22 protein-coding genes are annotated in these 25,265 nt (G+C 63.0%); 15 read left to right on the top strand and 7 right to left on the bottom strand.

Annotated elements, in window-relative coordinates:
* Positions 1–3: 3 nt before the first annotated feature.
* The gene (locus tag KQ659_RS20355) at positions 4–903 is read right to left on the bottom strand and encodes a carboxypeptidase-like regulatory domain-containing protein (RefSeq protein ID WP_216679402.1); all 900 of its coding nucleotides are present in this window, start codon (positions 901–903) and stop codon (positions 4–6) included.
* A 221-nt stretch (positions 904–1,124) separates the two neighbouring features.
* On the opposite strand from KQ659_RS20355, the gene KQ659_RS20350 reads away from it, so the two are divergent.
* The 6 genes from KQ659_RS20350 to KQ659_RS20325 all read left to right on the top strand — a co-directional run bounded on the left by KQ659_RS20350 (position 1,125) and on the right by KQ659_RS20325 (position 6,671).
* A complete protein-coding gene (locus KQ659_RS20350) occupies positions 1,125–1,403 on the top strand; it encodes a FeoA family protein (RefSeq protein WP_226915708.1) in 279 nt (92 codons plus the stop codon).
* Between the two features lie 10 nt (positions 1,404–1,413).
* A complete protein-coding gene (gene feoB, locus KQ659_RS20345) occupies positions 1,414–3,573 on the top strand; it encodes a ferrous iron transport protein B (RefSeq protein ID WP_216685675.1) in 2,160 nt (719 codons plus the stop codon).
* A gap of 75 nt (positions 3,574–3,648) precedes the next feature.
* Positions 3,649–3,837, top strand: coding sequence for a hypothetical protein (locus tag KQ659_RS20340; RefSeq protein WP_216679404.1), 189 nt, complete (start codon positions 3,649–3,651; stop codon positions 3,835–3,837).
* A gap of 229 nt (positions 3,838–4,066) precedes the next feature.
* Positions 4,067–4,516: an IS5 family transposase gene (locus tag KQ659_RS20335; RefSeq protein WP_216690495.1), complete on the top strand. Its 450-nt coding sequence runs from the start codon at positions 4,067–4,069 to the stop codon at positions 4,514–4,516.
* 253 nt (positions 4,517–4,769) lie between these two features.
* Entirely contained in the window at positions 4,770–5,183 is a 414-nt protein-coding gene (locus KQ659_RS20330; RefSeq protein WP_216679406.1) for an ATP-binding protein, read from the top strand.
* 126 nt (positions 5,184–5,309) lie between these two features.
* On the top strand, positions 5,310–6,671 hold the full coding sequence (locus KQ659_RS20325; protein WP_216679407.1) for an ammonium transporter: 1,362 nt from the start codon (positions 5,310–5,312) through the stop codon (positions 6,669–6,671).
* A gap of 117 nt (positions 6,672–6,788) precedes the next feature.
* Here KQ659_RS20325 and KQ659_RS20320 read toward each other — a convergent pair whose 3' ends face one another.
* Positions 6,789–7,499 (bottom strand): SAM-dependent methyltransferase, encoded by a 711-nt coding sequence (locus KQ659_RS20320; protein WP_216685678.1) that lies wholly within the window; start codon positions 7,497–7,499, stop codon positions 6,789–6,791.
* Positions 7,500–7,632: 133 nt separating this feature from the next.
* Complete coding sequence (locus KQ659_RS20315) at positions 7,633–8,415, bottom strand: alpha/beta fold hydrolase (protein ID WP_216679409.1); 783 nt, start codon at positions 8,413–8,415, stop codon at positions 7,633–7,635.
* 72 nt (positions 8,416–8,487) lie between these two features.
* Here KQ659_RS20315 and KQ659_RS20310 point away from each other — a divergent pair, with 72 nt between their 5' ends.
* The 4 genes from KQ659_RS20310 to arfB all read left to right on the top strand — a co-directional run bounded on the left by KQ659_RS20310 (position 8,488) and on the right by arfB (position 12,441).
* Positions 8,488–9,972 carry a carbohydrate porin gene (locus KQ659_RS20310; protein WP_226930070.1) on the top strand — a complete coding sequence of 495 codons (1,485 nt, stop codon included), beginning with the start codon at positions 8,488–8,490 and terminating at the stop codon, positions 9,970–9,972.
* 117 nt (positions 9,973–10,089) lie between these two features.
* Entirely contained in the window at positions 10,090–10,821 is a 732-nt protein-coding gene (locus tag KQ659_RS20305) for a head GIN domain-containing protein (RefSeq protein ID WP_216679410.1), read from the top strand.
* Positions 10,822–11,004: 183 nt separating this feature from the next.
* On the top strand, positions 11,005–11,955 hold the full coding sequence (locus KQ659_RS20300; RefSeq protein ID WP_168672644.1) for a 3-oxoacyl-ACP synthase III family protein: 951 nt from the start codon (positions 11,005–11,007) through the stop codon (positions 11,953–11,955).
* Between the two features lie 81 nt (positions 11,956–12,036).
* Complete coding sequence (gene arfB / locus KQ659_RS20295; RefSeq protein WP_216679411.1) at positions 12,037–12,441, top strand: alternative ribosome rescue aminoacyl-tRNA hydrolase ArfB; 405 nt, start codon at positions 12,037–12,039, stop codon at positions 12,439–12,441.
* Between the two features lie 107 nt (positions 12,442–12,548).
* On the opposite strand, the gene mgtE is transcribed toward arfB, so the two are convergent.
* Complete coding sequence (mgtE, locus tag KQ659_RS20290) at positions 12,549–13,925, bottom strand: magnesium transporter (protein ID WP_168672642.1); 1,377 nt, start codon at positions 13,923–13,925, stop codon at positions 12,549–12,551.
* A gap of 288 nt (positions 13,926–14,213) precedes the next feature.
* Here mgtE and KQ659_RS20285 point away from each other — a divergent pair, with 288 nt between their 5' ends.
* Entirely contained in the window at positions 14,214–15,038 is an 825-nt protein-coding gene (locus KQ659_RS20285) for a cyanophycinase (protein ID WP_216690496.1), read from the top strand.
* Between the two features lie 83 nt (positions 15,039–15,121).
* Here KQ659_RS20285 and KQ659_RS21960 read toward each other — a convergent pair whose 3' ends face one another.
* A complete protein-coding gene (locus KQ659_RS21960; protein WP_216690497.1) occupies positions 15,122–16,141 on the bottom strand; it encodes a T9SS type B sorting domain-containing protein in 1,020 nt (339 codons plus the stop codon).
* On the bottom strand, positions 16,117–18,651 hold the full coding sequence (locus tag KQ659_RS20275; protein WP_216690498.1) for a DUF7948 domain-containing protein: 2,535 nt from the start codon (positions 18,649–18,651) through the stop codon (positions 16,117–16,119). The genes KQ659_RS21960 and KQ659_RS20275 overlap by 25 nt, the downstream gene beginning before the upstream one ends.
* Before the next feature lie 209 nt (positions 18,652–18,860).
* Between KQ659_RS20275 and KQ659_RS20270 the strand changes: the two genes are divergently transcribed.
* The 3 genes from KQ659_RS20270 to KQ659_RS20260 all read left to right on the top strand — a co-directional run bounded on the left by KQ659_RS20270 (position 18,861) and on the right by KQ659_RS20260 (position 22,800).
* Positions 18,861–20,078, top strand: a complete 1,218-nt coding sequence (locus tag KQ659_RS20270; RefSeq protein WP_216690499.1) for an endonuclease/exonuclease/phosphatase family protein — start codon at positions 18,861–18,863, stop codon at positions 20,076–20,078.
* A 57-nt stretch (positions 20,079–20,135) separates the two neighbouring features.
* Positions 20,136–21,656: a cysteine--tRNA ligase gene (gene cysS, locus KQ659_RS20265; RefSeq protein WP_216690500.1), complete on the top strand. Its 1,521-nt coding sequence runs from the start codon at positions 20,136–20,138 to the stop codon at positions 21,654–21,656.
* A gap of 118 nt (positions 21,657–21,774) precedes the next feature.
* Positions 21,775–22,800 (top strand): M28 family peptidase, encoded by a 1,026-nt coding sequence (locus tag KQ659_RS20260; protein WP_216690501.1) that lies wholly within the window; start codon positions 21,775–21,777, stop codon positions 22,798–22,800.
* A 106-nt stretch (positions 22,801–22,906) separates the two neighbouring features.
* Here KQ659_RS20260 and KQ659_RS20255 read toward each other — a convergent pair whose 3' ends face one another.
* Complete coding sequence (locus KQ659_RS20255) at positions 22,907–23,818, bottom strand: S66 peptidase family protein (protein WP_216690502.1); 912 nt, start codon at positions 23,816–23,818, stop codon at positions 22,907–22,909.
* A 154-nt stretch (positions 23,819–23,972) separates the two neighbouring features.
* On the opposite strand from KQ659_RS20255, the gene KQ659_RS20250 reads away from it, so the two are divergent.
* On the top strand, positions 23,973–25,217 hold the full coding sequence (locus KQ659_RS20250; protein WP_216685689.1) for an alpha/beta hydrolase: 1,245 nt from the start codon (positions 23,973–23,975) through the stop codon (positions 25,215–25,217).
* Positions 25,218–25,265: the final 48 nt, after the last annotated feature.

Here is a 25,265-nt window from a genome sequence, read left to right as displayed (position 1 = left end):
GATTTACTTAATCATGTCTACTTCGGCCTTAATCATGGCATTGTAGCGCAGGCCCTGGCTATTGGCGGCTGTGATGAGGCTCCAGCCCTTGCCGATGGAGTAATTCCAGGTGCGGCTTTCCTTGAACTCGAAGGTGGGGCGCATAATCTGGCCGTAGGGCGTGTAGTCGTCCATAAAGTTGGTAGCGAAGAACTTATCGCCGCTCACTACCCATTCCATGGCTACGAAAAAGCCTTCCTCGGGGGCCATGATGTTGTAGGGCGTGAGGTCGACGGTGTACCACTGGCCGCCTTGTGGGGCCGAAACCACTACGTTTTCGGTGAGTAGATCGGTGTTGGGGGCGTTGTAGTTGCCATCGGCCTTGTAGAGGCGCACGCGAAAGGGCTCGCGCGGGAAACCGTTTTCGCCGATGTAGAAGGACACGGTGCGCACGTTGCCGAGGCGTTTCTGCTTGTCGTTCTTCACGAAGAAAGCGTACTGCGCGCCCGGCAGGCCCTGAATCATGCCCTCGCCCGGGTCGTTGGAACGGGCCCCCAGGCCAAGGTTCTTCACCTTGCCGGCCTTCACCACCACGTTGCTGAGCTCGACGGCCCGCTTGGGTACCTCGATGGTGAGGCTGGGCAGGGCGACGCCCCGCTTCACGAGCACGGCGCGCCGGGCGTAGCCCAGCGCTACCACGATGAGGGAGTCGTCGGTATTCTTGGTGGGAGCGGGCACGATGAACTGGCCGTGCTCGTTGCTAAGGGCACCAATTTGCTCGCTTTTCAGGCCGATGGACGTGAATGGCAGCGGCTCCTTGGTGTCTTTATCAACGATTACCCCCTTTATCTGAATTTGCTGTCCCCAACTGGAAGTTGCAGCTAGGGCTAATAATAGTGCTATAAGTGGTAGGCGTGTGGACATAGGAGGCGGTATATTCCGAACAAAATTGCAAATTCCTGCGCCGAAAGTTATCAGAAATTATTAGCAGATGCAACCGAATAATCCAAATCACTGTCCGGAAGGGCTTGCGGGAGACGTAAAGGGATAGTTGGCCGCCAAAAAAAGGCACTGGGCCGAAAAGCTTTTAGTAGCGTACCTTTGTTTGTATTCTTTCTAAATAAGGTTCAGCCCGTTCAACGCCCGTGTCATTATTTCGTCGTTCCCCGCAAAAGGCCGTTATCAGTACGGCTACCCGGCGCACTGCCAAAGACCTGCGCTTGGGCGAAACCGGCACCATCTGCTGCCTTGAAGACCCCGAAATGGCCCTTAAGTTGCTGGAAATGGGGTGTGTGCCGGGCGTGCAGGTACGCCTGAGCGGTCGGGCTCCTTTGGGCGACCCGCTCATGCTGGTGCTTGGCGACCAGGAGTATACGCTGTCGGTTAGGGCCAGTGAGGCGGCTACCATTTTGCTAAAGGAGTAGCAGATGCGCGATGGCCGTAACAGCAAGTAGTTCAGCAACAACAGCGTCGCAAACCGGCCCCGAGGCCGATGCCCGGCCCCTGCGCATTGCTCTTATCGGCAATCCGAACAGCGGCAAAACTTCGCTTTTCAATCAGCTTACCGGCCTCAACCAGAAGGTGGGCAACTTTCCCGGCGTAACCGTGGACCGCAAAACTGGCGTGGCCCAGCTCACGCCCACCCAGCGGGCCGAGATTATCGACCTGCCGGGCACGTACTCGCTCTACCCCAAGAGCCTGGATGAGAAGGTGATTACCGATTTGCTCTACGACAAGGCGGCCGATAACTACCCCGATTTCGTGGTGGTGACGGTGGACGCCAACAACCTGCGCCGCAGCCTGCTGCTGTTCACGCAGCTCGGCGATTTGGGGCTGCCAGCCGTGCTGGCCCTTAATATGATGGACGTGGCCGAGCGCCATGGCGTAAACATCGATTTGCCGGCGCTGGAGCGGGAGCTGGGCGTGCCCATTATTCCGATGAATGCGCGGAAGGGCATTGGCGTGGCCGCCCTAAAAATTGTGATGGCCCAGCGGCTGGACGCGCCGCCGGTGGGCTTCTGGCAGCCCGATGAGCAGCTGCTGCCGCTGGTGCGCCAGCTTCGCTACTACTTTAATCTGCACAACGACTACCTGGCGCTGCACTACGCCCAGCAGTACCGCCAGATTAGCTTTCTGAGCGCCGAAGAAAAAGCCCACATCCAGGAGCTGGTGCAGCAGGCGGGGTTTGATGCCACTACCGCGCAGGCGGCGGAAACCATTAGCCGCTACGCCCGCATCAACGAGATTCTGCTGGAGACGGTGACGGTGGTGCGCACGGAGAAGCGCGAGCCGATAAGCAACCGCATTGATAAGGTGCTGACCCATCGGGTGGGCGGCTACCTCATTTTTTTGGGTATTCTGTTCCTGCTGTTCCAGGCCATTTTTGCCTGGGCACAGTACCCCATGGACTGGATTGACCAGGGCATTTCGGGGCTGAGTGCGGTTATTCAGGCCAACTTTTCGGGGCCGCTGGTGCGCTTGCTCACCGAGGGCGTGCTGGCCGGGCTGGGCGGCGTGCTGGTGTTCATTCCGCAGATTGCGCTGCTGTTTGGCTTCCTGGCCATATTGGAGGAAACGGGCTACATGGCCCGCGTTACCTTTTTGATGGACAAGCTGATGCGGCCATTTGGATTGAGCGGCAAGAGTGTGGTGCCGCTGATTTCGGGGCTGGCCTGCGCGGTGCCGGCCATTATGGGGGCGCGCACCATTGAGAGCTGGAAGGACCGGATGATTACGATTTTCGTGACGCCGCTCATGTCGTGCTCGGCGCGCATTCCGGTGTACACGGTGCTGGTGGCACTGGTGGTGCCGGACCAGGCCGCGTGGGGCATTTTCAATCTGCGCGGCGTGGCCCTGATGTCGCTGTACCTGCTCGGGTTGTTCTCGGCGCTGGGCTCGGCCTGGGCGCTGAAGAAGCTGCTGAAGGCGCGGGAACGGAGCTACTTCATCATGGAATTCCCGGTATACCAGTGGCCGCGCTGGAAGAACGTGGCGCTTACCATCTACCAGAAGGTGAAGGCATTTGTGTTACAGGCGGGCCGGGTGATTATGGCTATATCGGTGCTGCTGTGGGTGCTGGCCAGCTATGGGCCGGGCCAGCAGCAGGCCACGGCCGAAGCGCAGGCGCGCCGGGAAGCAACTACGAAAGGCTGGGATGCCGCCGAAACCAGCCGCCAGGTAGCCTCGGCGCGGCTGGAAACGTCCTACGCCGGCAAGTTCGGCCATGTGCTGGAGCCGGCCATCCGCCCGCTGGGCTACGACTGGAAAATAGGTATCGCGCTGCTCACCTCGTTTGCGGCTCGGGAGGTATTCGTGGGCACGATTTCGACTATTTACAGCGTGGGGCAGGATGCCGACATGGGCACGCTGCAACAGAAGCTCAGCGCTGAGAAAGACGCCAACGGCCAGCCGTTTTTCACGCCGGCACGGGCGTTTTCGCTGCTGGTGTTCTACGTATTCGCCATGCAGTGCATGAGCACGCTGGCCGTGACCTACCGCGAAACCAAGAGCTGGCGCTGGCCGCTGGCGCAATTGATTTATATGACGGGGCTGGCCTACGCGGCGGCGTTCGTGGTGTACCAGGTGCTGGCGTAGTTTCGGAGTACAGTTCCGGAAAAGCGGCACTAAAGCTAACTTTTTGGATGGAGCCGGGTTGGGCTAAAAGCAGCCATGGCCAAGCGTAACTCGCCCAACGACATCCAGGAAATCGACGACCTCAACCGGCTAGGCGAAATAGTGGTGGACAAGCGCAACGGCAAGCGGGCCGATGCCAAGAAGAGTCGGCGCAACCGCCACTATGAGAAGCAGTTTATCAAAGAGGCGCTGAAGGACGACCTGTACGGGAGGGATGTGGAATAGGGTGGCATTGCCCTGCTCTCATGCCATCGGGCAGTGATAAGGCGCCCATCTATTACATCGTGACTGTCCGGTTTGCGCGCAGGTGTTCAGAAATGGACACCTGTTTTATTTGTCAGCGAATCGAATTAATTAACAAAAATTTGAAAATCAACTGATTAAATAAATGGCACGCGGCTTGGCAACAGATAGGAAAACCTCCCTTCCTGCTGCACGAAAATGGACAGAGCCATTGCCGATTCAATTCAAATCCAACGCCGCCGCCGCCGAGCGCTTGGGCCGCAGCCGTGGCGGCATCGGCACCAAAATCCACGCCTGCGTCGAGTCGCTGGGCAACGCCGTGCGCCTGATTGCCACCGGCGGGCAAGCCGGCGACAGCCCGCAGGCCCTGCCGCTGCTGGCGGACCTGGCGCCGGGCAAGGTGCTGGCCGACACGGCCTACGACAGCGATGAAACCCGCGCCTATTGCGCCGAAAAGGGCATCGAAGCCGTCATTCCCCGCCACCCCGGCCGGACTCAACCCCTTCCGATGGACGAGGAAACCTACCGCGACCGCAACAAAGTCGAGCGCTTTTTTGGCCGCCTCAAGCAGTGCCGCCGCCTGGCCACCCGCTACGAGAAAACCGTCGTCTCCTTCCTGGCCTTCTGGCATATTGGGGCAATGATAGATTGGATTAGATAAATATATAATTGCTAAATTATCTTCACGCTCTAGTATGGTTAGTAGTAGCCCGGAAAGGGAGTGTGATTTGGCGTGTTTACCCGTTTTCATGTCGTGGGCGAACTTGTTGCAGGCCGCGACGTGGGCTGCGCTGCTGAGGATTTGCGCTACCAGAGCGGGCGTGATGATGCCAATTTGAGCCAGCAGCCGGCCGGCGTTATCCACCTGATGCTGCTGAAGGCCAGCCGGAGCAACCGCACCCCAGTTCACCGATGTGTGCGCCCTGCTGCGCGCCACTGCCCGCCTGCTGCAGCCCCAAAGCGCCGAGCGCCGCATCCGGTGGCACCTCAATTTGCCCGCCGAGCCGCTCATCATCAGCCTCGATGCCCAGCAGCTGGAGCAAGCCCTGCTGAACGTGGCCAAAAATGCCCTCGAAGCCATCGGCCAGGACGGCAACATCTGGGTGAGCGCCACGCTCAGCCCGCCCACGCTCACCATCGAAAACGACGGCCCCGCCCTCACGCCCGAAGTGCGGCAGCGCCTGTTCACACCCTTCTTCAGCACCAAGCGCGACGGGCAGGGCATCGGCCTCACGCTGGTGCGCGATGTGCTGCTGGCCCACGGCTTTCGTTTTCGGCTCGATACCAATGCCGCCGGCCGCACTGGCTTTAACATTAATTTTAAATAATGACCCCCTCATAATGAAGGTGTTTTTTGAAATAAATGACACTTTTACACAATAATGCCTTCGATAAATAGGGGGTTGATTCAAATTGTCACTTAACTTCGCTAAGTGGAAAAATCACACCCTGCTATGACTCGTAAGCAACTTATCGCTACCGCCTGCCTGGGCCTGCTGCTATTGGTAGCCGGCATCGCGGCCTTCCTGCCGCAAAATCACCCCGATGCTCAGCCCAACGCCTTCGAACCCGCCGACCTGGCCTGGATGCTCACCGCCTCCGGCCTCGTGCTGCTGATGACGCCCGGCCTGGCCTTCTTCTACGGTGGCATGGTGAGCAAGCGCAACGTTATTTCCACCATGCTCCAGAGCTTTATCGCGCTGGGCGTCATCTCCTTGCTGTGGTACGTGGTGGGCTTTTCGCTGGCGTTTGGCGATAGCATCGGCGGCGTTATCGGCAATCCGCTCACGTTCTTCATGTTCAACAACGTGGGCACGGCCCCGCATCCGCGCCTGGCCCCCAACCTGCCGCTGGTACTGTTCGCAGCCTTCCAGTTGAAGTTCGCCATCATTACCCCGGCCCTCATCAGCGGGGCGTTTGCCGAGCGCATTCGGTTTTGGGGCTACCTGTTGTTCATGTGCCTGTTCAGCCTGCTCATCTACTGCCCGCTGGCCCACTGGACCTGGCACCCCGACGGCTTCCTGATGAAGTGGGGCGTGCTCGATTTCGCGGGCGGCACGGTGGTGCACATCTCGGCGGGCTTCGCGGCGCTGGCGGGCGCGCTGGCCCTGGGCCGCCGCCACTCGCACCGCGAAGGCCATACTCATGTGCCCCCCAATGTGCCGTTCATCCTCATTGGCACGGGTTTGCTGTGGTTTGGCTGGTTTGGATTTAATGCCGGTTCGGCGCTGGCGGCCAATGCCACGGCGGTGCAGGCCTTTTTCACCACGCACCTGGCCTCGGCCGCCGCCATGCTCACCTGGATGATGATTGAAGCCGTGCGCGGGCAGCGGCCCTCGGCGGCGGGCGCGGCCATTGGGGCCGTGGTGGGCCTGGTGGCCATCACGCCGGCGGCGGGCTACGTGAGCTACGGCCCGGCGCTGTTCATCGGCGTCGTTTCGGCCGCCATCAGCGCCGGTGCGGTCGATTTGAAGAACCGCACCACGCTCGACGATACCCTCGATGTATTTCCCTGCCACGGCGTGGGCGGCATCGTGGGCATGATTCTGACGGCCATTTTCGCCAAGGAAGGCGGCCTGGCCACCACTGGTTCCTGGACGCTGCTGCTGCACCACCTCGGCGCGCTGGCCTTCATCTCGGTGTTCACCTTCGGTGGCTCTTACCTGCTCTATAAGGTAACCAACGTCCTCATTCCCATTCGAGTAAATGCCGCCCACGAAGCCGACGGCCTCGACCTGAGCCAGCACGGCGAAACCGTATTGCCCGCCCCCCACGAAGCCCTGCCCGTCGAGCCAATGCTGATGATGCGGGCATAGGCGTAACAGCTATAACACGCTTGTCATCCTGAGCGCAGCGAAGGACCTTATCACGCCAGAACAAGTCGTCCTAGCGTGATAAGGTCCTTCGCTGCGCTCAGGATGACAGAGTCCGTTCTACGTCCCCAGCACAAACACCGTCGGAATCTTGTGCAGCTCCGGGGCCGGTAGCCGCCGCCAGTCGCTCACCGGCAGCGTCTTGATAAACTCCCCCGCGCCCGTCACATCAGCCGCCACGCACAGGCGGGTACCGGGCTGCAAATGCGCCAGCAAATCGCTGAACAGCGACCCGTTCCGGTAGGGCGTTTCGATGAACAGTTGCGACTGTTGCCGCTGCTGCGCCTCCTTCTCCAAGGCCTTGATGGCCGCCACGCGCGGCGCTTTCTCAATGGGCAAATACCCGTGGAAAGCAAACTGCTGCCCGTTCAGCCCCGAAGCCATGAGCGCCAGCAGCAGCGACGACGGTCCCACCAGTGGCCGCACCCGCAGGCCCTGTCGGTGGGCCTCCCGCGCCAGCGCTGCGCCCGGGTCGGCAATGCCCGGGCAGCCCGCCTCGCTGAGAATGCCGGCATCAATTCCCTCCTTCACCAGCGGCGCGAGGGCGGCGCGCACTTCCGCATCGGTGCTGTCTTTGTCGATGACCACGAAGCGGATTTCCTCGATAACGCGGTGCGGGGCCACACTTTTCACGAAGCGGCGGGCCGTGCGGGCATTCTCCACCAGGAAGTAGGGGAGGGCCGCCACGGCGTCCACCACCTGCGGCGGCAGCACCTGCGGGGCCGTGTCATCGGCCAGCGGCGTGGGAATGAGAAAGAGGGTTCCGGACATAAAAAGTAGCTTGGACTCTGCGAGTCCGAGCGCGAGCGCAGCGAGCATCTCGCGAGAGGTTGATGGTTGGATGATTTTCAGCGCGAGGTGCTCGCTGCGCTCGTTGCTCGGACTCGCAGAGTCCAAGCTGCAATCAGCTCAGCGCGAATGTCTTCACCATTTCGAATACCTCTTCCGGCTTCTCGGCGTGCAGCCAGTGGCCGGCATCGACCACGGTCGCCACCTGCGAGTTGGGGAACAGCGCCGGAATATTCGTCAGCTTATCCTCGGCGGTGATGTAGTCCGACTTGCCGCCCCGAATGAACAGCGCGGGCTTCATAAATGGCGCGATGCCAATGGTTTCCTCTCCGATGGCGGCGAGCTGCGCGGCCAACACTTCCAGGTTGATGCGCCAGCCGAAGGTATTGTCTTCCTTGCGGTAGAGGTTTTTCAGTAAAAACTGCCGGGTGCCGAAGTTGGGCACGTACTTGGCCAGCGCGGCATCGGCCTCCTGGCGGTTGGTGCAGGTGGTGAAATCGACGGATTGCAGGCCGGCCACGATGTCGTCCTGGTGCTCCATGTTGGAGAAGCGCGGGGCGATGTCGACCACGATGAGCTTGGCCAGCCGCTCGGGATGGTCGAGGGCGAAGCGCATGGCCACTTTGCCGCCCATGCTGTGGCCCATAAGGGTGGTGTCGGGGCCGAGTTGCAGGTGGTCGAAGAGCGCCAGCACATCCTGCGCCATGAGGGCGTAGGTATGCTCAGGCGAGTGAAACGAGCGGCCGTGGTTGCGCAAATCCACGCTGATAACGCGCAGGTCGGTTTCGGTAGACCAGCGGCGGGCGAGGGTCTGCCAGTTGTCGAGGGTGCCAAACAGGCCGTGGAGGATAACCAGCGGGCGGCCCTGGCCCTGGTCGAGGTAATGAAGTAGCGGCATGGGGCAAAAGTAGGGCGTGGGGCCGCCGTAACCGTGCGCGCCGGTTAACTTCATCCTTTCCACATTTGAAATGTGGCACCTTTATCCCTATTTTATTCGGCCTTCTCAGGTTCTTTGGTTCTGAAACACCTCTTTCTTCCGCTCGCTGGGGCGCTGCTGCTGGCCGCGCCGGCCTTCGCTCAGGTCACGCCCCCCGGCTCTACCACTCCCGCCTCGCCGCCCAATGCCGCCTCGGCCCAGGAGCCCGCGCACCTTCCTAATCCGAACGACCCCGGGGCCCCGCGCAAATGGAGCCTGCACTTTCAGCAAACACTTGTAAACCAATGGCATAACGACCTGATTACGCCGTATGCGGGCGCCTTTAGCCTGGCCGACCGCGAATCGGCGAAGCTGTCGTTCACGAGCACGCTGTTTATTGGCCGGCGGCTGTGGAAGGGCGCGGCGGTGTACTTCAACCCCGAAGTGGCGGGCGGTACTGGCCTGAGCGGTGCGCGCGGCATCGCGGGCTTCACCAACGGCGAAACGTTCCGCATCGGCAACCCATCCCCCAATTTATACCTGGCCCGGCTGTACCTGCGCCAGGTGTTTGCGTTGGGCTCGGAAACCGATAAGGACGACGACGACCTCAACCAAGTGGCCGGCCCCACGCCCCGGCGCTACTTTGCCATCAACGTCGGCAAGTTCAGCACGGCTGATTTCTTCGACCAGAACAGCTACTCGCACGACCCGCGCACCCAGTTTCTGAATTGGAGTCTGATGAGCGCCGGCGGCTGGGACTACGCCGCCAACACCCGTGGCTATACCGTGGGCGGGGTTTTTGAGTACGTGACGCCCGGCTTTGCGGCCCGTTTTGCCACCACGATAATGCCCACCGAGGCCAATGGCCCCACGCTCAATTTCCACTACGGCACGGCCCACGCCGAAACCGTGGAGCTAACCAAAGTGTACCATCTCCGGGGCCGGCAGGGCACCATTCGGGCGCTGGGCTTCCGCAACGTGGCCGCGATGGCTACTTACAACACGGCCGTCCGGCTGGCCCAGCTCACCGGCGAGCAGCCCGACGTGACGCTGGTGCGCCGCGACGGCCACACCAAAATCGGTTTCGGCCTGAACGCGGAGCAGGAAATTGCCAAAAACGTGGGCCTGTTTGCCCGCGTGAGCTACAACGATGGCAAGAACGAAACCTGGGCCTTCACCGAAATCGACCAGAGTGCCAGCCTCGGCATTGTGAGCACCGGCGACCGCTGGCAGCGGCCCAACGACCGCGTTGGCGCGGCCATCGTCGTGAACGGCATCAGCCCCGAGCACCGCGCCTACCTGGCGGCCGGCGGCTACGGCTTCATGGTGGGCGACGGCCCCGGCACGGGCTACGTGCCCAACAATGGCGCCCTCAACTACGGCCTGGAGCAGATTGGCGAGGTGTACTATAGCTTCGCGCTGCCCATCTATCACGCATCAATTAGCCCTGATTATCAATTTGTTGTAAACCCTGGGTATAACCGCGACCGCAGCGGGCCGGTGCACGTAGTGGCCATTCGCCTGCACGTAGAGTTTTAGGAAAACGGAATAGAAAAAAAGGCAGAAAGAAATAACTTCGGGCAACCGCTGTAACGTTCGCAGCATCTGCTGGTAACCGGGTTCACTCACCTTTTCACCCTTTCCCCTTTTTTTCTCATGAAGAATTTTCGAATTACCTCAATGTGCGCCAGCCTGCTGGCCCTGGCCATGGGCACGCTCTCGTCCTTCACCGCGCCCCGGCCCCTGGCCGACCGCGAAACCCGCACAGTGGGCGCTTTCACCGAAATCAGCCTCGGCGGCTCGGCCCATGTGGTGGTGAAGCAGGGCAGCCCCCAAAGCGTGGTGGTGGAAGCCAGCAAGGAAGACCTGGCCGATTTTGAGACCGAAGTGAAAGGCAGCCAGTTGCGCCTGGGCTACCGCCAAAACGCGGGCAAGGGCATGTTCAACTACAAGAACCACGGCGCCGTGACGGTGTACGTGACCGTGCCCAGCCTCACGGCGCTGCGCGTAGGTGGCTCGGGCAAGCTGGAGCTAAACGGCCCGCTGGAAGCCGATGCCATGACACTGGCCGTGAGTGGCTCCGGCGATTTGCTGGTGCCGCAGCTGCGGGCCGGGCGCCTCGAAACGGCCGTGTCCGGCTCGGGCGATGTGACGGTGGGCGGCACCTGCCCCAGCAACGAAATCCGCATCAGCGGCTCGGGCAAAGTGCGGGCCCATGACCTGAAAACCGAAATCAGCCGCGCCCGCATCAGCGGCTCGGGCGATGCCCATGTGTATGCCAGCCGCACGGCCGAGGGGGCCATTTCTGGTTCGGGCAGCTTGTACGTGGCCGGCGGGGCCCAGCTTAGCAGCAACACGCACGGCAGCGGCCGGGTGACGAAGGAATAGCGTCAATGAGGAGTGAGGAGTTGAAATGGGAGCGTCCCTGATTTCAGCTCCTCACTCTTAACTAATACGGGCTTGCGGGTGTAAAATTCGGGCATATAACCATCCTGCGCCGACCGCCGGGGGATGCAGGCCGTACCTTTACCGGGCCGCCAATCGGCTTTGCGTTTCACCCAATACCACCCCGTGTATCTTCATCATGTGGCGGCCTACCTCCCGGAGGCCGTCGTCACCAATGCGCATTTCACTCGAATCAACGGCTTGGCCAGCGAGTGGATAATTGAGCGCACCGGCATCCAGGAGCGCCGCAAAGCGGCCCCCGGCGAGAATGCCAACACCATGGCCATTGCCGCCACCCGCGCCGCGCTGGCTGCCGCTCCCAGCTTTGCCCAGGCTAGTGTCGACCTTATCGTGGCCGGCACCTACACGCCGCACGATACTATTTTTACGGCCGCGCACGCCGTGCAGCGCGATTTGGGCATCAACGAAATCCCGACGGTGAGCATTTCTTCGGCCTGCTCGTCGCTGCTCAACGCCGTTGAAATTGTGGAAGGCTACTTTGCCATGGGCAAAGCCACCCGCGCCGTGGTGGTAGTAACCGAGCACAACACCGCCTACAACAACGAGGCCGACACCATGGCCGGCCACCTCTGGGGCGATGGCGCGGCGGCTCTGCTCATCAGCAAGGAGCGCATCAGCCCCGAGGACCTGCACATTGCTGAAGTCATCACCGGCGGCGCGGCTCCCGTAGGCAAAGCCGACGAGGCCGTGACCCTGAAACCGGTAGAAAAAGGCATCGTGATGCCCTTCGGCCGCGATGTGTTTCAGCAGGCCTGTACCTACATGGCCCGCGTCACCCAGACGCTGCTCGACAAGCACCACATCGCCACCCCCGACCTAACCTACCTCATCCCGCACCAGGCCAACCTGCGCATCTCGAAAAATGTGGCCAAGCAGCTTGGCATCGAGCTGGAGCGTACCGTGAACAACATCGAGCGCCTGGGTAACACCGGCTGCGCCGGCGCAGCCATCGGCTTGGCCGAAGTGTGGGACACGCTGAAGGGTGGCGATAAAGTGATTATCACCGTATTCGGCGGCGGGTACTCGTATGGCGCGATGCTCTTGAATAAGGGTTGAGTTTTGAGGGCTGAATGTTGAGTTTCGAATAACCTGACATATTCAACTCAACATTCAGCCCTCAAAACTCAACCCTTCATTATGCTCCCTCCCGCTACCGCCTTTCTGCCCGAAATTACCTTCCAGACCAGCCGGGCCAGCGGGCCGGGCGGGCAGAACGTGAACAAGGTGGAATCGCGGGTGGAGCTGCGCTGGCACCTGATGGATTCGCAGGTACTCACCGACCTCCAGAAGCAGCTGATACTGGAGAAGCTGGCCGGCCAGCTTACCACCGATGGCCTGCTGCTGCTAACCGCGCAGGACGACCGCAGCCAGCTCCGCAACAAGGAAATTGTGCTGGCGCGCTTCCACGAATTATTATTGAAAAGCCTGCGCCGGCCCAAGCCCCGCAAAGCCACCAAGCCCAGCAAAGGAGCCGTGCGCAAGCGCCTGGAGGGTAAAAAGATTCAGGGCGAGAAAAAGGCTAATAGGCGCAGGCTGGAGTAAAAGGTGAAATGGTGAGCTGGCGAACTGGTGAGTTTGTCGTTTCTGCGGCGCAGTTTACGCAAGCCGAACATCAAACTCACCAGTTCGCCAGCTCACCATTTCACCTTTTACAGCAGCGTGCCGCGCAGCAGCAGCAGGGCCACCGAGAAGTAGATAATCAGTCCCGTCACATCGACCAGCGTGGCCACGAAGGGCGCGGAGGACGTGGCTGGGTCCAGGCCCAGCTTCTTGAGCAGCAGCGGCAGCATGGAGCCCGCCAGCGAGCCCCACAGCACGATGCCCACCAGCGCAATGCCCACCGTGAGGGCCACCAGCGCCCAATGCTCGCCATAAATGGGCGTGATGCTCTGCCAAATGGCAATGCGCCCAAAGCCCACCAGGCCCAGAATCAGGCCCAGCGCCGAGCCGGTAATGAGCTCGCGCCGCAGCACCCGCCACCATTCGCCCAGCGTGAACTCGCCCAGCGCCATGGCTCGGATGATGAGCGACGTGGCCTGCGAGCCCGAATTGCCGCCCGAGCTGATGATGAGCGGCACAAACTGCACCAGCACGATGGCCTTCTGCAGCTCGCCCTCAAAAAACTGCATGGCCGAGGCCGTGAGCAGCTCGCCCAGAAACAGCACCACCAGCCAGCCGGCCCGCTTCTGCACCAGCGTCAGCAGCGGCATGGTGAGGTAGGGCTCATCGAGGGCTTCCGAGCCGCCGAGCTTCTGCATATCCTCGGTGTCTTCCTGCTCCCGAATGCTGAGGATGTCGTCAATGGTGACGATGCCGAGCAGGATGCCCTGGTCGCTTACCACGGGCAGGGCGTTGCGGTCGTTGCGCCGGAACACGTCGATGGCCTCTTCTTGGTCCTGCGTCACGGTGAGCTGCACGAAGCGGCGGTCCATGAGGTCGCGCACCCGGGCCGTGGGCGCGGCCAGCAGAAACTCCCGGATGCGGATGTCATCAATCAGGATGCCCTGCGCGTCGGTCACGTAGAGCATGCTCAGCGTTTCGGACTGCCCGCCGTGCTGCCGGATGAAGTCGAGTACCTGCTGCACCGTCCAGTTCTCGCGAATGGCAATGTAGTCGGGCGTCATCAGGCGGCCCACCGAGTATTCGGGGTAGCCCAGCAGCTGCAGGGTTACCTTGCGCTCTTCCTCGCTCAGGCTCTGCACGAGCTCGGCCACGAAGTTGGCGGGCAGGAATTCGAGCAGGGTGGTGCGGTCATCCGGCGACATCTCGTTGAGAATGTCGGCCATCTTATCCTGGGCCAGGTTGTCGAGGAAGTGCCGCTGCTCCTCCAGGTCGAGGTATTCGAACACCTCGGTGGCCAGCTTCAGGGGCAGCAGCCGGAAGATGATGAGCTGTTCCCGTTCCTCTTCCTCCTCGATAAGGGCCACCAGCTCCGCCGGCTGAAAGTCGCGGAGCACCTGTTTCAGCTTGAAAAATTCGCCCTCCTGAATCAGGGACGTGATGGTTTCCAGGGTATGCGGCTGCATGAAAAAGAGGGGAGGGGAGGTGCTTCGCTAGGCAAGCGGGGTTGATGGAGAGAATAAGCGTCACAAAAGTAGGCCGAACCGGATGGGAAATGGGTGCCGTAAGTTGAGAAAAGAACGTCAGGCAGAGCGCCGCATCTTGCCCGCAGTCACTCTGTCGATTGCGCGGCATTGCGCGGTAGCGATGCTTCGCTGCGCTCGGCATGACGTTCGAGGGCACGATGAAATCCTGCCGCCCGCCGCCCCCAAATCCCCGCCGCCGCCCCATCTTGCCGCCCCAAACCCGTATTTATGCCTGATGCTTCTCCCGTTGCCGCGCCCCTGGGCACGCTCGCCGTGCTCGGTGGCGGCGACGATGACCCCCTGCTGACCCTGCTGGCCGGCCTGCTGCCCGACCGCAACCTGCCCATTGAGGTGCTGACCACGGCTTCCCGCCGCCAGCCAGCCCGCACCGCCGCCGCCTACGCCCACTCCTGGAATCAGCTGGGCTGCCCCCACGTCCGGCACCTGCAAATAAACGAAGACCACCCCGCCGACGACCCCGCCACGCTCACGCGCCTGCGCCGGGCCGCGCTCGTTCTCATGAGCGGCGGCGACCAGGAGCGCCTCACCGATTTCCTGCTCGGTACCGAATTTCTAACCATTCTCAAGCAGAAATACCAGACCGAAGCCGGCTTTATCCTGGCCGGCACCAGCGCCGGGGCCTCCGCCGTGGCCGAGTATATGCTGGTGAACGGCCACGGCTGGCGCAGCCTGCTGGGCGGCCGCATCGAGGTGAAACCCGGCCTGAACCTGCTGCCCGGCGTGCTGCTCGACCAGCACTTTGCCGAGCGCGGGCGCTACGCACGCCTCATGCACGCCGTGCTGGCCCAACCGGCCCTGCTGGGCATCGGCCTGAGCGAGGAAACCGGTCTGCTCATCCGGTCCGGCCAGCCCGCCCAGGTATTCGGCGAGGAAGCTGTGGTGGTTATCGACGCGGCCCAGGCCACTCACAACAACCTGCCCGGCCTGCCCGATGGCGCGGTTATCAGCGGGCATGGCTTGCAGCTGCACGTGCTGGTAGCCGGCCAGGCAATTGACATTGCCGGCCGCAAAGTGCGGCCCGGTGGGGCGTAGTGCGAAGCGGTGCTTCGCAGCTCCGTGCCGCCGAAATCGGGGGGCTGCGCGCGGGAACGCGAAGCACCGCTTCGCACTACGTCCTAGCGGCGCACTTCTACCCAGCCTTTGGCGCGGCGGTCGTCGGCGTCGCGCAGCTGGTAGTAGTAGATGCCGTCGGGCAGGCCAGCGGCGTCCCAGTTGTTGTGGTAATTGTTGGTTTGGTACACGCGCTGGCCCCAGCGGGTGTACACTTCCAGCGATGCCGGCCGGCAGCTGAAGCGGGGCTGGAAGGCCTGGTTGGTGGCGTCGCCGTTGGGGGTGATGATGTTGGGCATGAACACGTCGCCCACTTCTACGGGCGAGAAGCCGGTGAGTACCTCGCAGTTACCGTAGCGGGCCGTGAGGGTAACGCGATACGTGCCGGGCTGGGTGTAGCGGTGGGTGGGCTCAGCAGCGGTGCTGGGCTCGCTGCCATCGCCAAAATCCCAGCGGTAGGTGGCATGCGGGGCCAGCAGCACCGGCGAGAGCGGGCAGTCGAACGGCGCGAGGCCGGCGTAGCGCGGCGCGGCGGCGCACTCCGGCAGGTTCAGGCCCACATCCTGCGATGATACGGGGGCCAGCACCACCGTGCGGGTGGCTGTGGCCTGGCAGGGGCCCTGCGTCACGGTGTAGATGAGCGGAAATACGCCGCCCCGGTTGCCGGTATTGGGCGGGGTGAAAAAGCCGCCGGCCGTGACGCCCGTGCCACTCCACACGCCGCCGGCCGGCGCGTAGCCGCGCAGCTGGAAGGGCTGCCGCAGGTCGGCGCACAGGGTGGTGTCGCGGCCGGGCGTGATGACGGGCAGGCGGTTCACCACCACCTGCTGGCTAAGGGTGCCGCAGCCCAGCGAATCGGTAATGCTGTAGGTGAGCGTGTGGGTGCCCGTGCCGGCCGCGGCTGGGTCGAAGCGGCTATTGCTCACGCCGGGTCCGCTGAAAGTGCCGCCGGCCGGCGTGGCCGCCAGGGTCACCGCCGCGCCCACTATGCACTGCGTAGGCACGGGCGCAAAGGTGGGCACCACCGGCGGGGCCACCACGTAGCGCACGCGGCGGGTGCTCAGGCAAATGCCGGCGGTGGCCACCGTATAGTTGAGGACGTAGTCCCCGGCCCCACGGCCGTGGGCACGAAGCGGTAGCCGCCGCCCACGGCCGCCTGCACGCCCGGCCCGGCCCACACGCCCCCGGCCGGGCTGCCAGCCAGGGCCACGGGGCCATTGTCGAGGCATAGGTAGCGGCTTGGGCCGGCGTCGGCCTGCAGTACTTCAAAATTCATTTTGAAGGCGCCGTTGTTGCAGTTCGAACTGCCGTTGCGCACGGTGTAGGTGCCCGCGCCCGGCGGCAGCGGGAAGCTCTGCGTGCTGCCGCAGCTGGCGCATACGGCCTGGTACACCACGCCGCGCTTATCGAAGCGCGAGGTGCCACCATCCACGTGCTCGGGCACGCCGTTCTGGCCGAAAAAGGTGGCGTACTCCAGCTTCGCCATGCCGGCCGAGAATTCGGCCAGGTAAAAATCGGAGCCGTCGGTGGTGGTCTGGAGGGCTCCGGCGGTGGTGGGCAGGCCGTTGGTGCTGCCGCCCAGGTAGCCGCCGCTCCGGCCGTTCACCTGCCCGCCCCAGCCGCTGACGTACACCCGCTCGCAGTCATCGACCAGAAAAGCCGTGGGTACCAGGTTGGGGCCGTTGGTATTGCTCCCGCTGCCAAACGCCTTGCTGTAGAGGCTGTTGGTGAGGTCTTTGTTCAGCTTTTGAATAAACTGCGTGCCGTTGGGCGTGGCGTAGAGGCCCAGTGTAGTGGGGTATTGTCCCAGCGTCTGGCCCAGTAGGTAGGCATCGCCATCGGCATCGAGCTGTAATAAAAAGGCTTGGTCGTAGGCACTGGTGCCCACGTAGCTGCTGCGTTCGAGGGTGCGGCCATCGGCGCTGATGCGGGCCACGAAGCCATCGGTGGCGCCGCCCTGGTAACTGCCTCGGAACGTGCCGGCCGTGACCGGGAAATCGCGCGAGGTGGTGCCGCCGCACACGTACACCCGTCCCTGGGCATCGCGCTGCATCGAGTAGGCAGCATCGGAACCGGTGCCGCCCAAAAAGCCGCCCCAGAGCATCACGTTCAGATTTGCCGATAATTTGCAGACCACCGCATCGGAGCCCGTGCCCGTAGCCAGGGTACCATTGAACCCGCCACTCTGGTTCGCCAATGGGAAATTGCGCGAGCTGGTGGAGGAGGCCACGTACACGTTGCCGGCGTCGTCGAGCAGCACATCGCCCCGGAAGCAGTCGCCGTAGTTGGCGGCCAGCGCAAAGCCGCTCGATACGCCGTCGTTGCCGCTGCCGCCGAGGTAGGTGCTGGCCAGCAGGCGGCTGCCATCGGCGCTGAAGCGGGTCACGACGAGGTCGGAGCCGTTGGGCATGTCGTACGGAAAGCCGTCGGTGAAAGGGTCGAGGGATGAGCCGCCCCCAAAGAAGCGCTGCCAGGCCCCCGTTGTGGTGGGATAGTTGGTTGACGAGGTGCTGCCCAGCACCACCAGCTCGTTCTGCGCGTTCACCACCAGGCTGTGCGGAAACTCGCTGCTGTTGCCGCCCAGGTAGGTGGCCCACACCCGAGCCGTCGCACCGCTCACGCTGGTGTTGTACTTGATAATGCCCATGTCCTCCACGCTGCTGAAGGCGGTGTAGAACGCGCCGGGCGTGGCCGGGTAGGTGCCGCCCAAATTGCTGGCCACAATGCCGCCCGAATACATATTGCCCGCGTTGTCATAAGTCGCGGTGAAGCCCCAGTTATCGGCCGTCGAGCCGGTGAGGGTGGAGAACTGGACCGTGGGGTCGATGGTCAGGGCGCGGGCGTGGTCGTAGGCGCCCAGGGCGAAGGTGAGGGTGCGGCCCGTGAGCACGTAGCGGCAGGCCACGGCCTGGCGCTGCCCGGCGGCATCGAGCTGCCAGGCCTGCGGGGCCAGCTCGGTAGTAGTGCCCACCGTGGTTTTAATAACGAGGTTGCCGGCCGCGTCCAGGCGCAGGGCGCTGGCCCCGTCGTAGCGCAGGGCCACGCGGGTGGGGTTGGCGCGGGGAGCCAGCAGCACATCGTATTCGAGCTGCTTACCAATATTTTCATACAGCGTCAGGTCGATTCCCGGCCACAGGTTGGTGTAGCGCAGCCGCCGAAACGCGCCCACGTGGCTGGCCCAGCGCCGGCTGTCGTTGCCGATGAAGTAGTTGCGCTCACCAGCCGTGGGTGTTTCGGCCGTGAGGCGGGCGCGGGCGTTGGCCTGCTCGAAGTGCACGGTGTAGGAGTGGGCCGCGATGCTGTCGGCTTTGGCCTTGCCGCCGCTGGGGCGGGGCGCGCCATCGTGGTGGTGCAGGGCGGCGGGGTCCAGGAAGGCGTAGGTGAGGGCAGTGGGCAGCACGAACAGCGTGCCGGCCGGCAGGGTAGCCTCGTAGCGCACGCGGCCATCCCACTGGCCTTTGTTCTGCACAAATTCGAGGCTGGAGCCGGTGGGGGCAGTGGCCGCGCCCCGTGCCGCCTGCGCCGGGCACGATAGGGCAGCACAACCTACTAAAGCCAGCACAAAGCGGCCCAACGAGCGGAGAGGTATCGGCATAGAAACGCCAGAGGCAGAAAGGAGTGGAAAGGCAAAGATTGGAAAAAAGCAGCGCCCGGCCCGCGCTGGGCGCGGGCTATGGCCGGAATGGCAATCGCGCAAAATTCGTGCGCGTCTTGTGTGTCGTGGGCATGCAGTGCGAAGCGCCGCTTCGCACCTACTCGAAGCGGGGGGTGGCCGTTATCTTTGCGGGCTCCGTTGCTTGTACCGTGCGCCGCTCTTTCGCTTTCAAATTCACGTTGCTGACCCTGGCCTGGCTGCTGCTGGCCATTGCCTGCGAGCAGGTGCCCGCGCGGGTATTTTGGCCAGTGGTGTTTGGGGCGCTCACCACGCCGGTGGCGCTGGTATGCACGTTTGTGCTGGCGCTATACTGGCTGCGGCGCAACTGGCGCGTGGCGGTGCTGCCTATTGTGGCGCTGGGCCTCACCTGGCCGCATGTGCAGCGCGGGCTGGCGCTGCACGCGCCGCTTAATCGCGCTTCGCTTAATGAAGAATTAGGGATGAAGAATGAGGAATTGGGGACGAAAAAGGCGGAGGTGGGCAAGAACAAAATTCCTCATTCCTCATTCTTCATTCCTCATTCAAACGAAGTAAGCCTACTGTCGGCCAACGTGCGCATTTTCAATGTGTATGCCCAGCTGCGCGACCCGGATTTTGCCTCGTCCAAGGGCTTTGTGCGGTGGCTGGCCACCAGCCCCGCCGATGTGCTCTGCCTGCAGGAATACTACAACGAGCCGCTGGGCAACAGCGCCGAGGCCAAGGTGTTCCACACCGAAGAGCGGCTGGGCCGCAGCAGTGGCCGCCACGCATTTGTGTCGCCCAGCCTCACCAATGCCATTGGGGCAGAGTTTGGGCTGGCTATTTTCTCGCGCTTTGCCATTGTGCGGCGCGGCACCATTGCCTTCGGCAAGCTCTCCCAAAACCACGCCATGTGGGCCGACCTGGCCCGCCCCGCCAGCCGCACCGGCACGGGCCGGCCCGATACCATTCGCGTGTTCAACCTGCACCTGCAAAGCATGAGCATGGCCGAAAGCGACATCACCACCGCCACCACCAGCCGCGCCGGCCTGCGCCAAAAAGCTCCCAACCTGCTGCGCCGCTTCCGCAATGGGGCCGTGGCCCGGGGCACGCAGGTCGATACTGTGCTAGCCCGCGTGGCCCGTTCGCCCTACCCCGTGCTGCTGGCCGGCGACACCAATGACCTGCCCTATTCCTACGTCTACGACCAACTGGCCGACCATATGCAGAACGCCTGGGCCACCGTGGGCTTCGGCATCGGGGCCACGTATAATGGCAAGCTGCCCGGCCTGCGCATCGACCAGCAGTTTGCCAGCAAGCAGTGGCAGGTGCTGGGCTGTAAGGTGCATCGGGAAATCAAGTGGAGCGACCATTTCCCGGTCGAAGGGCTTTATCGGTTAATGGAGTAGTACGATAACTCCCCTCCTTGGTAAGGAGGGGAGTTATCCTCCCGCTACCTTTGCACCATGTCGCTTCAGCTTTATAACACGCTTACCCGCAAGAAAGAAGAATTTCAGCCCGTGCACGCGCCCCAGGTGGGCGTGTACCTGTGCGGCCCCACCGTATACAGCGAAGCCCACCTGGGCAACGCCCGTGGCCCGGTGGTGTTCGACGTGCTCACGCGCTACCTGCGCCACCTGCAGTACCAGGTGCGCTACGTGCGCAATATCACCGACGTAGGCCACCTCGAAAGCGACGCCGATACCGGCGAGGACAAGATGGAAAAGGCCGCCCGCGCCGCCCGCATCGAGCCCATGCAGGTGGCCCAGCACTTCACCAACCGCTACCGCCAGCACATGCTGGGCCTGGGCTGCCTGCCGCCCGATATCGAGCCCCAGGCCAGCGGCCACATCATCGAGCAGATTCAGGTGATTGAGGAAATCATCGCCAATGGCCTGGCCTACGAAGTCAATGGCTCCGTTTATTTCGACGTGCCGAAGTACGACGAGGAAGGCAAGCGCTACGGCAAGCTCTCGAACCGCAGCATTGAAGACCAGCTAGCCGGCACCCGCGCCAACCTCGAAGGCCAGAGTGAGAAGCGCAGCCCCCTCGATTTTGCCCTCTGGAAGAAGGCCTCGCCCGAGCACATCATGCGCTGGCCCTCGCCCTGGGGCGAGGGCTTTCCCGGCTGGCACCTGGAGTGCTCGGCCATGAGCCGCAAGTACCTCGGCGAGCTGAGTGACATTCACGGCGGCGGCCTCGACCTCATGTTCCCGCACCACGAATGCGAGATTGCGCAGAGCCAGGGCAGCCACTCGCATTCCGACGAGGCCCGCTTCTGGGTGCACAACAACATGATAACCGTGAACGGCACCAAGATGAGCAAGAGCGTGGGCAACTTCGTGTTGCTGGGCGATATGTTCAAGGGGCCCACTGGGCCGCTGGCCTTCGGCTACTCGCCCATGGTGGTGCGCTTCTTCCTGCTGCAGGCCCACTACCGCTCGCCGGTTGATGTGAGCGACGATGCCCTGCAAGCCGCCCGTAAAGGCTACCGCAAGCTGATGAACGGCCTGCGCCTGCTGGATAAGCTTAGTGGTGAAATGGTGAGTAGTGAATTAGTGAGTGATGAGGCGAATGATAAACTCGCTAATTCACCAGCTCACCAGCTCACTACATTGGCCGCTAAGCCCGCCGATTTTCTCGACGACGACCTGAACACGCCCCGCGCCATGGCTGCGCTGTTCGACCTGCTCAAGCGCTTCAATACGCTGGCTGCCAACCCCGCCGCGCTGGCCGAAGTAGGCGCCGAGGCCTTCGCCCAGGCCGCCGCCACCTACCGCACCATGGTGCAGGACGTGCTGGGCCTGAGCGACGAGCCCCGCGCCAACGTGGAGCAATTGCTGGAGCTCACCCTCGGCTTCTACTCCGAAGCCAAAGCCGACAAAGCCTACGACAAAGTGGACGTTATCCGGGCCGCCCTCAAAAACCAGGGCATCGTGATAAAAGACACCAAAGCCGGTGTGGAGTGGGCGTATAGCGAGGAATAAAATCTGTCAGGCTGAGTGCAGCGAAGCATCTTATCACGCCTGCGCCGGTTGAGTTACTAACCTACACGACCCCGGGCGCGATAAGGTCCTTCGCTGCGCTCAGGATGACAGTTAAAACATGAATTTTCGCTCCCTTCGCCTTCCCCTCGCCGCCCTGGCCGGCCTCTTCCTGCTCACCGGCTGCCCCGATAAAAAGGCCGCCGAAACCGTGGGTAGCGCCCCGGCCGAAGTCAAGCTGCCCAAAGCTCCGGTGTTCAACGCCGACTCGGCCTACGCCTTCACGGCGAAGCAGGTAAGCTTCGGGCCGCGCGTGCCCAACTCCAAGGCCCATATTGCCACCGGCAACTGGCTGGTAGCCAAGCTGAAAAGCTACGGCCTGAAGGTGATGGAGCAACCCTTCGAGGCCATGACCTTTGACGGTACCAACATCCACGCCCGCAACATCATTGCGCAGTACCAGCCCACGGCGGCTCGGCGCGTGGCCATCTTCGGCCACTGGGACACCCGGCCCTTTGCCGATGCCGATAAGGTGAAGAAAAACGCCTCCATGGACGGCGCCTCTGACGGGGCCAGCGCTGTGGCCGTGGCCCTCGAAATGGCCCGCCAGCTCAGCCAGCAGCCCGACTCGCTGGCCCCCAACGTAGGCGTCGACTTCATTTTCTTTGATGCCGAGGACTGGGGTCACGACGACACCACCCAGGCCGGCCTCAAGGACCAACTGGCTGGCAGCGGCACCGATTCGTGGTGCCTGGGCTCGCAATACTGGGCCAAAAATCTGCTGCCCGCCGGCTACAAGGCCGAGTACGGCGTGCTCCTGGACATGGTGGGGGCGAAGAACGGCAAGTTTACCCGCGAGGAAACCTCGCGCACCAACGCCCGCGCCGCCCTCGACAAAATCTGGGGCGTGGCCTCGCAGCTGGGCTATTCCGATTACTTCCGCTACGAGGACACCGGCGGCATCACCGACGACCATGTCTACACGAATCGGGCCGGCATTCCCACCATCGACATCTACCACTACAACTCGCCCACCGACTACTTCCCCGCCTACCACCACGCCACCACCGACAACATGGCCATCATCGACCGCAACACGATGAAAGCCGTGGGCCAGACCATGTTGCAGGCCTTGTACGTGGACTAAAGCCGTTTTGCTGGTAGCTAAAAGTAGCGCGTAAAAAAAGGGGGAGGGCCAGACGGCCCGCCCCCTTTTTGTGCCCGGGTGGAAATGAAATGCAGGTTCTCCTGCGCTACGCATCAGCCGAGAGCCGGGCCCCCGTGCCGTTCACGGTCAGCGTTAACGTCTGCCCCACCACCAGGGCCAGGTTGTTGGCCTCGTGCCCCACGGGGAAGCCGTAGCCCACCGGGAAGTCGTAGAGGCGGGCATAGGAATTGATGATTTCGAGGGCCGTGCTGCCGAAGGGCACGGTATTGTCGCGCATGGCCGAAAAGTGGCCCACTACCAGCCCGGCCAACCCGGCCAGCTGCCCGCTGCGGTGCAGGTGCAGCAGCATCCGGTCGATGTGGTAGAGGTACTCGTCGAGGTCTTCCAGAAACAGGATGCGGCCCGCAAAGCCGGCCTGCGAGGCCGTGCCCGTGATGGTTTGCAGGAGGCTCAGGTTGCCGCCCACCAGCGCGCCGGTAGCAGTGCCGGGCCAGTTGAGGGCATGCGGAGCCACTTCGATGGGCTGAAAGGCTTCGCCGAACAACGCCCGTCGCAGGGTTTCCAGTGCCAGCTCGCCGCCGGCCTGATGGAACAGCACCGGCATTACGCCGTGGATGCTGGCGTAGCCCAGGGCCAGCAGGTGGGAGTTGAGCACCGTGATATCGGAGAAGCCCGTCACCCACTTGGGGTGGGCACGAAAGCCGGCGAAGTCCAGCCCGTCCACGATGCGGGCCGTGCCGTAGCCGCCCCGGGCGCACAGAATGGCCCGGATGGCCGGGTCGTCGAGCTGCTGCTGAAAATCACGGCGGCGCAGGTCGTCGTCGCCGGCAAACTGGTGGTGGTTGCCGCCAATGCTTTCGCCCAGCACCACCTTCAGTCCCCAGCTTCGGAGGGTGGCAATGGCGGGGGCCAGCTCAGCGGCCGAGATTTTGCGAGCCGGACTCACAATGGCGACGCGCTGACCGGCGCGCAGGGCGGGAGGGATGGAAATGGACATGACGGAGCGGGATTAAGCAGCCACAAATAACGCAGGCTGTATCTTCGGAACCAGCGCGGCCCCACCCGGCCACCCCAACGCCGGCTCGCCTGCCGGCGTTGATGCCCAAACCGGCCGCCGCTGTATTATCCGGCTACTATTTTCTCTTTTTGTGATGAAAATACTTTTTCTCTTCCTTGCCACCCTGCTGTTCACGGCCGCCCAGGCGGCCAGTGCCCAGGGCGTTATCGACACCACCGGCGGGCGCTACTACCGGCCGCTGTTCCCCAACGTGACCGTGGCTTCGGGCGTGGCCTTTGGCGCGGCCGTAAACTCGGTAGGCACCAACCAGGCGCTGCTTATGGATATTTACCAGCCCACCGGCGATGCGCTGGCCCGGCGGCCGGTTATCATCTTCGCCCACCAGGGCGGCTTCGTGACGGGCCTGCGCACCGATGCCTACATGGTAGACGTGTGCACAAAGTTTGCCCGCCTGGGCTACGTCACGGCCAGCATCGACTACCGGCTGCTGGACTTCAGCATCGTTCTCGGCGGTGGTTTCGATACCGTGAACATTGCCAAATCGGCCATTCGGGGGATGCAGGATTTGCGCGCCGCTGTGCGCTTCTTCCGCAAAGACGCGGCTACTGCCAACGCCTACCGCGTCAATCCCGGCTACATCATCGTGGGCGGCTCGTCGGCTGGGGCGTTTGCCGCGCTCGAAGTCGGTTACCTTGATAAAGCCCCCGAAGTGCCTGCTTACGTGGGTATTGTCGCCCTGGGCGGCGTGGAGGGCGTGAGCGGCAACCCAGGCTACAGCAGCCTGCCCCAAGCCGTGCTCAACCTGAGCGGAGCCACCGAAAGCCCCAATTACATCGAGGCCGGCAACGCGCCGCTGTGCAGCGTGCACGGCACCGCCGATGGCACCGTGCCCTACCTGCAAGGCCGGGTGGGCTCGTTCCTGCCGCCCAAGTACGTGTATGGCAGCGGCCGGCTCAATCCCCGCGCCACCGCCCTGGGCATTCGTAACACGCTGCGCACCTTGCGCGGTGCGGGCCACATTCCCTTCGAGACTAATGCGGCCTACGCCGACACGACCTTCCGCACCATCCGCGATTTTCTGCGGCCCGTGCTGGCCCTGCCCGGCCTGGTGGTGACGGCCGCCCAGGCCCCGGCCGCGCCCGCGCCCGCGCCCGCCGCCCAAGCCTATCCCAACCCCGCCGCCGACGCCATCCGCATCCTGCTGCCCGCCGCCTGGGCCAATATTGCCGAGGCTCAGCTGCTCGATGCCGCCGGGCGCGTGGTGCGTACCATCAGCCCCACCACCCCCACGCTGGACGTGCTACGGGGCACCCTCAAGGCCGGCATCTACCTGCTGAAATTCCCTGGCCAGGCGCCGGTTCGCATCGAGTTTCGCTGATTAACTCAAACCGCTTTGCGGCTAACAGGGTTTATCAATTTATTGATA

The sequence above is a fragment of the Hymenobacter siberiensis genome (assembly GCF_018967865.2).
GTDB lineage: Bacteria > Bacteroidota > Bacteroidia > Cytophagales > Hymenobacteraceae > Hymenobacter > Hymenobacter siberiensis.
The sequence above is the reverse complement of the archived record's forward strand: the minus strand, read 5'-3'. Positions and strand labels throughout refer to the sequence as shown.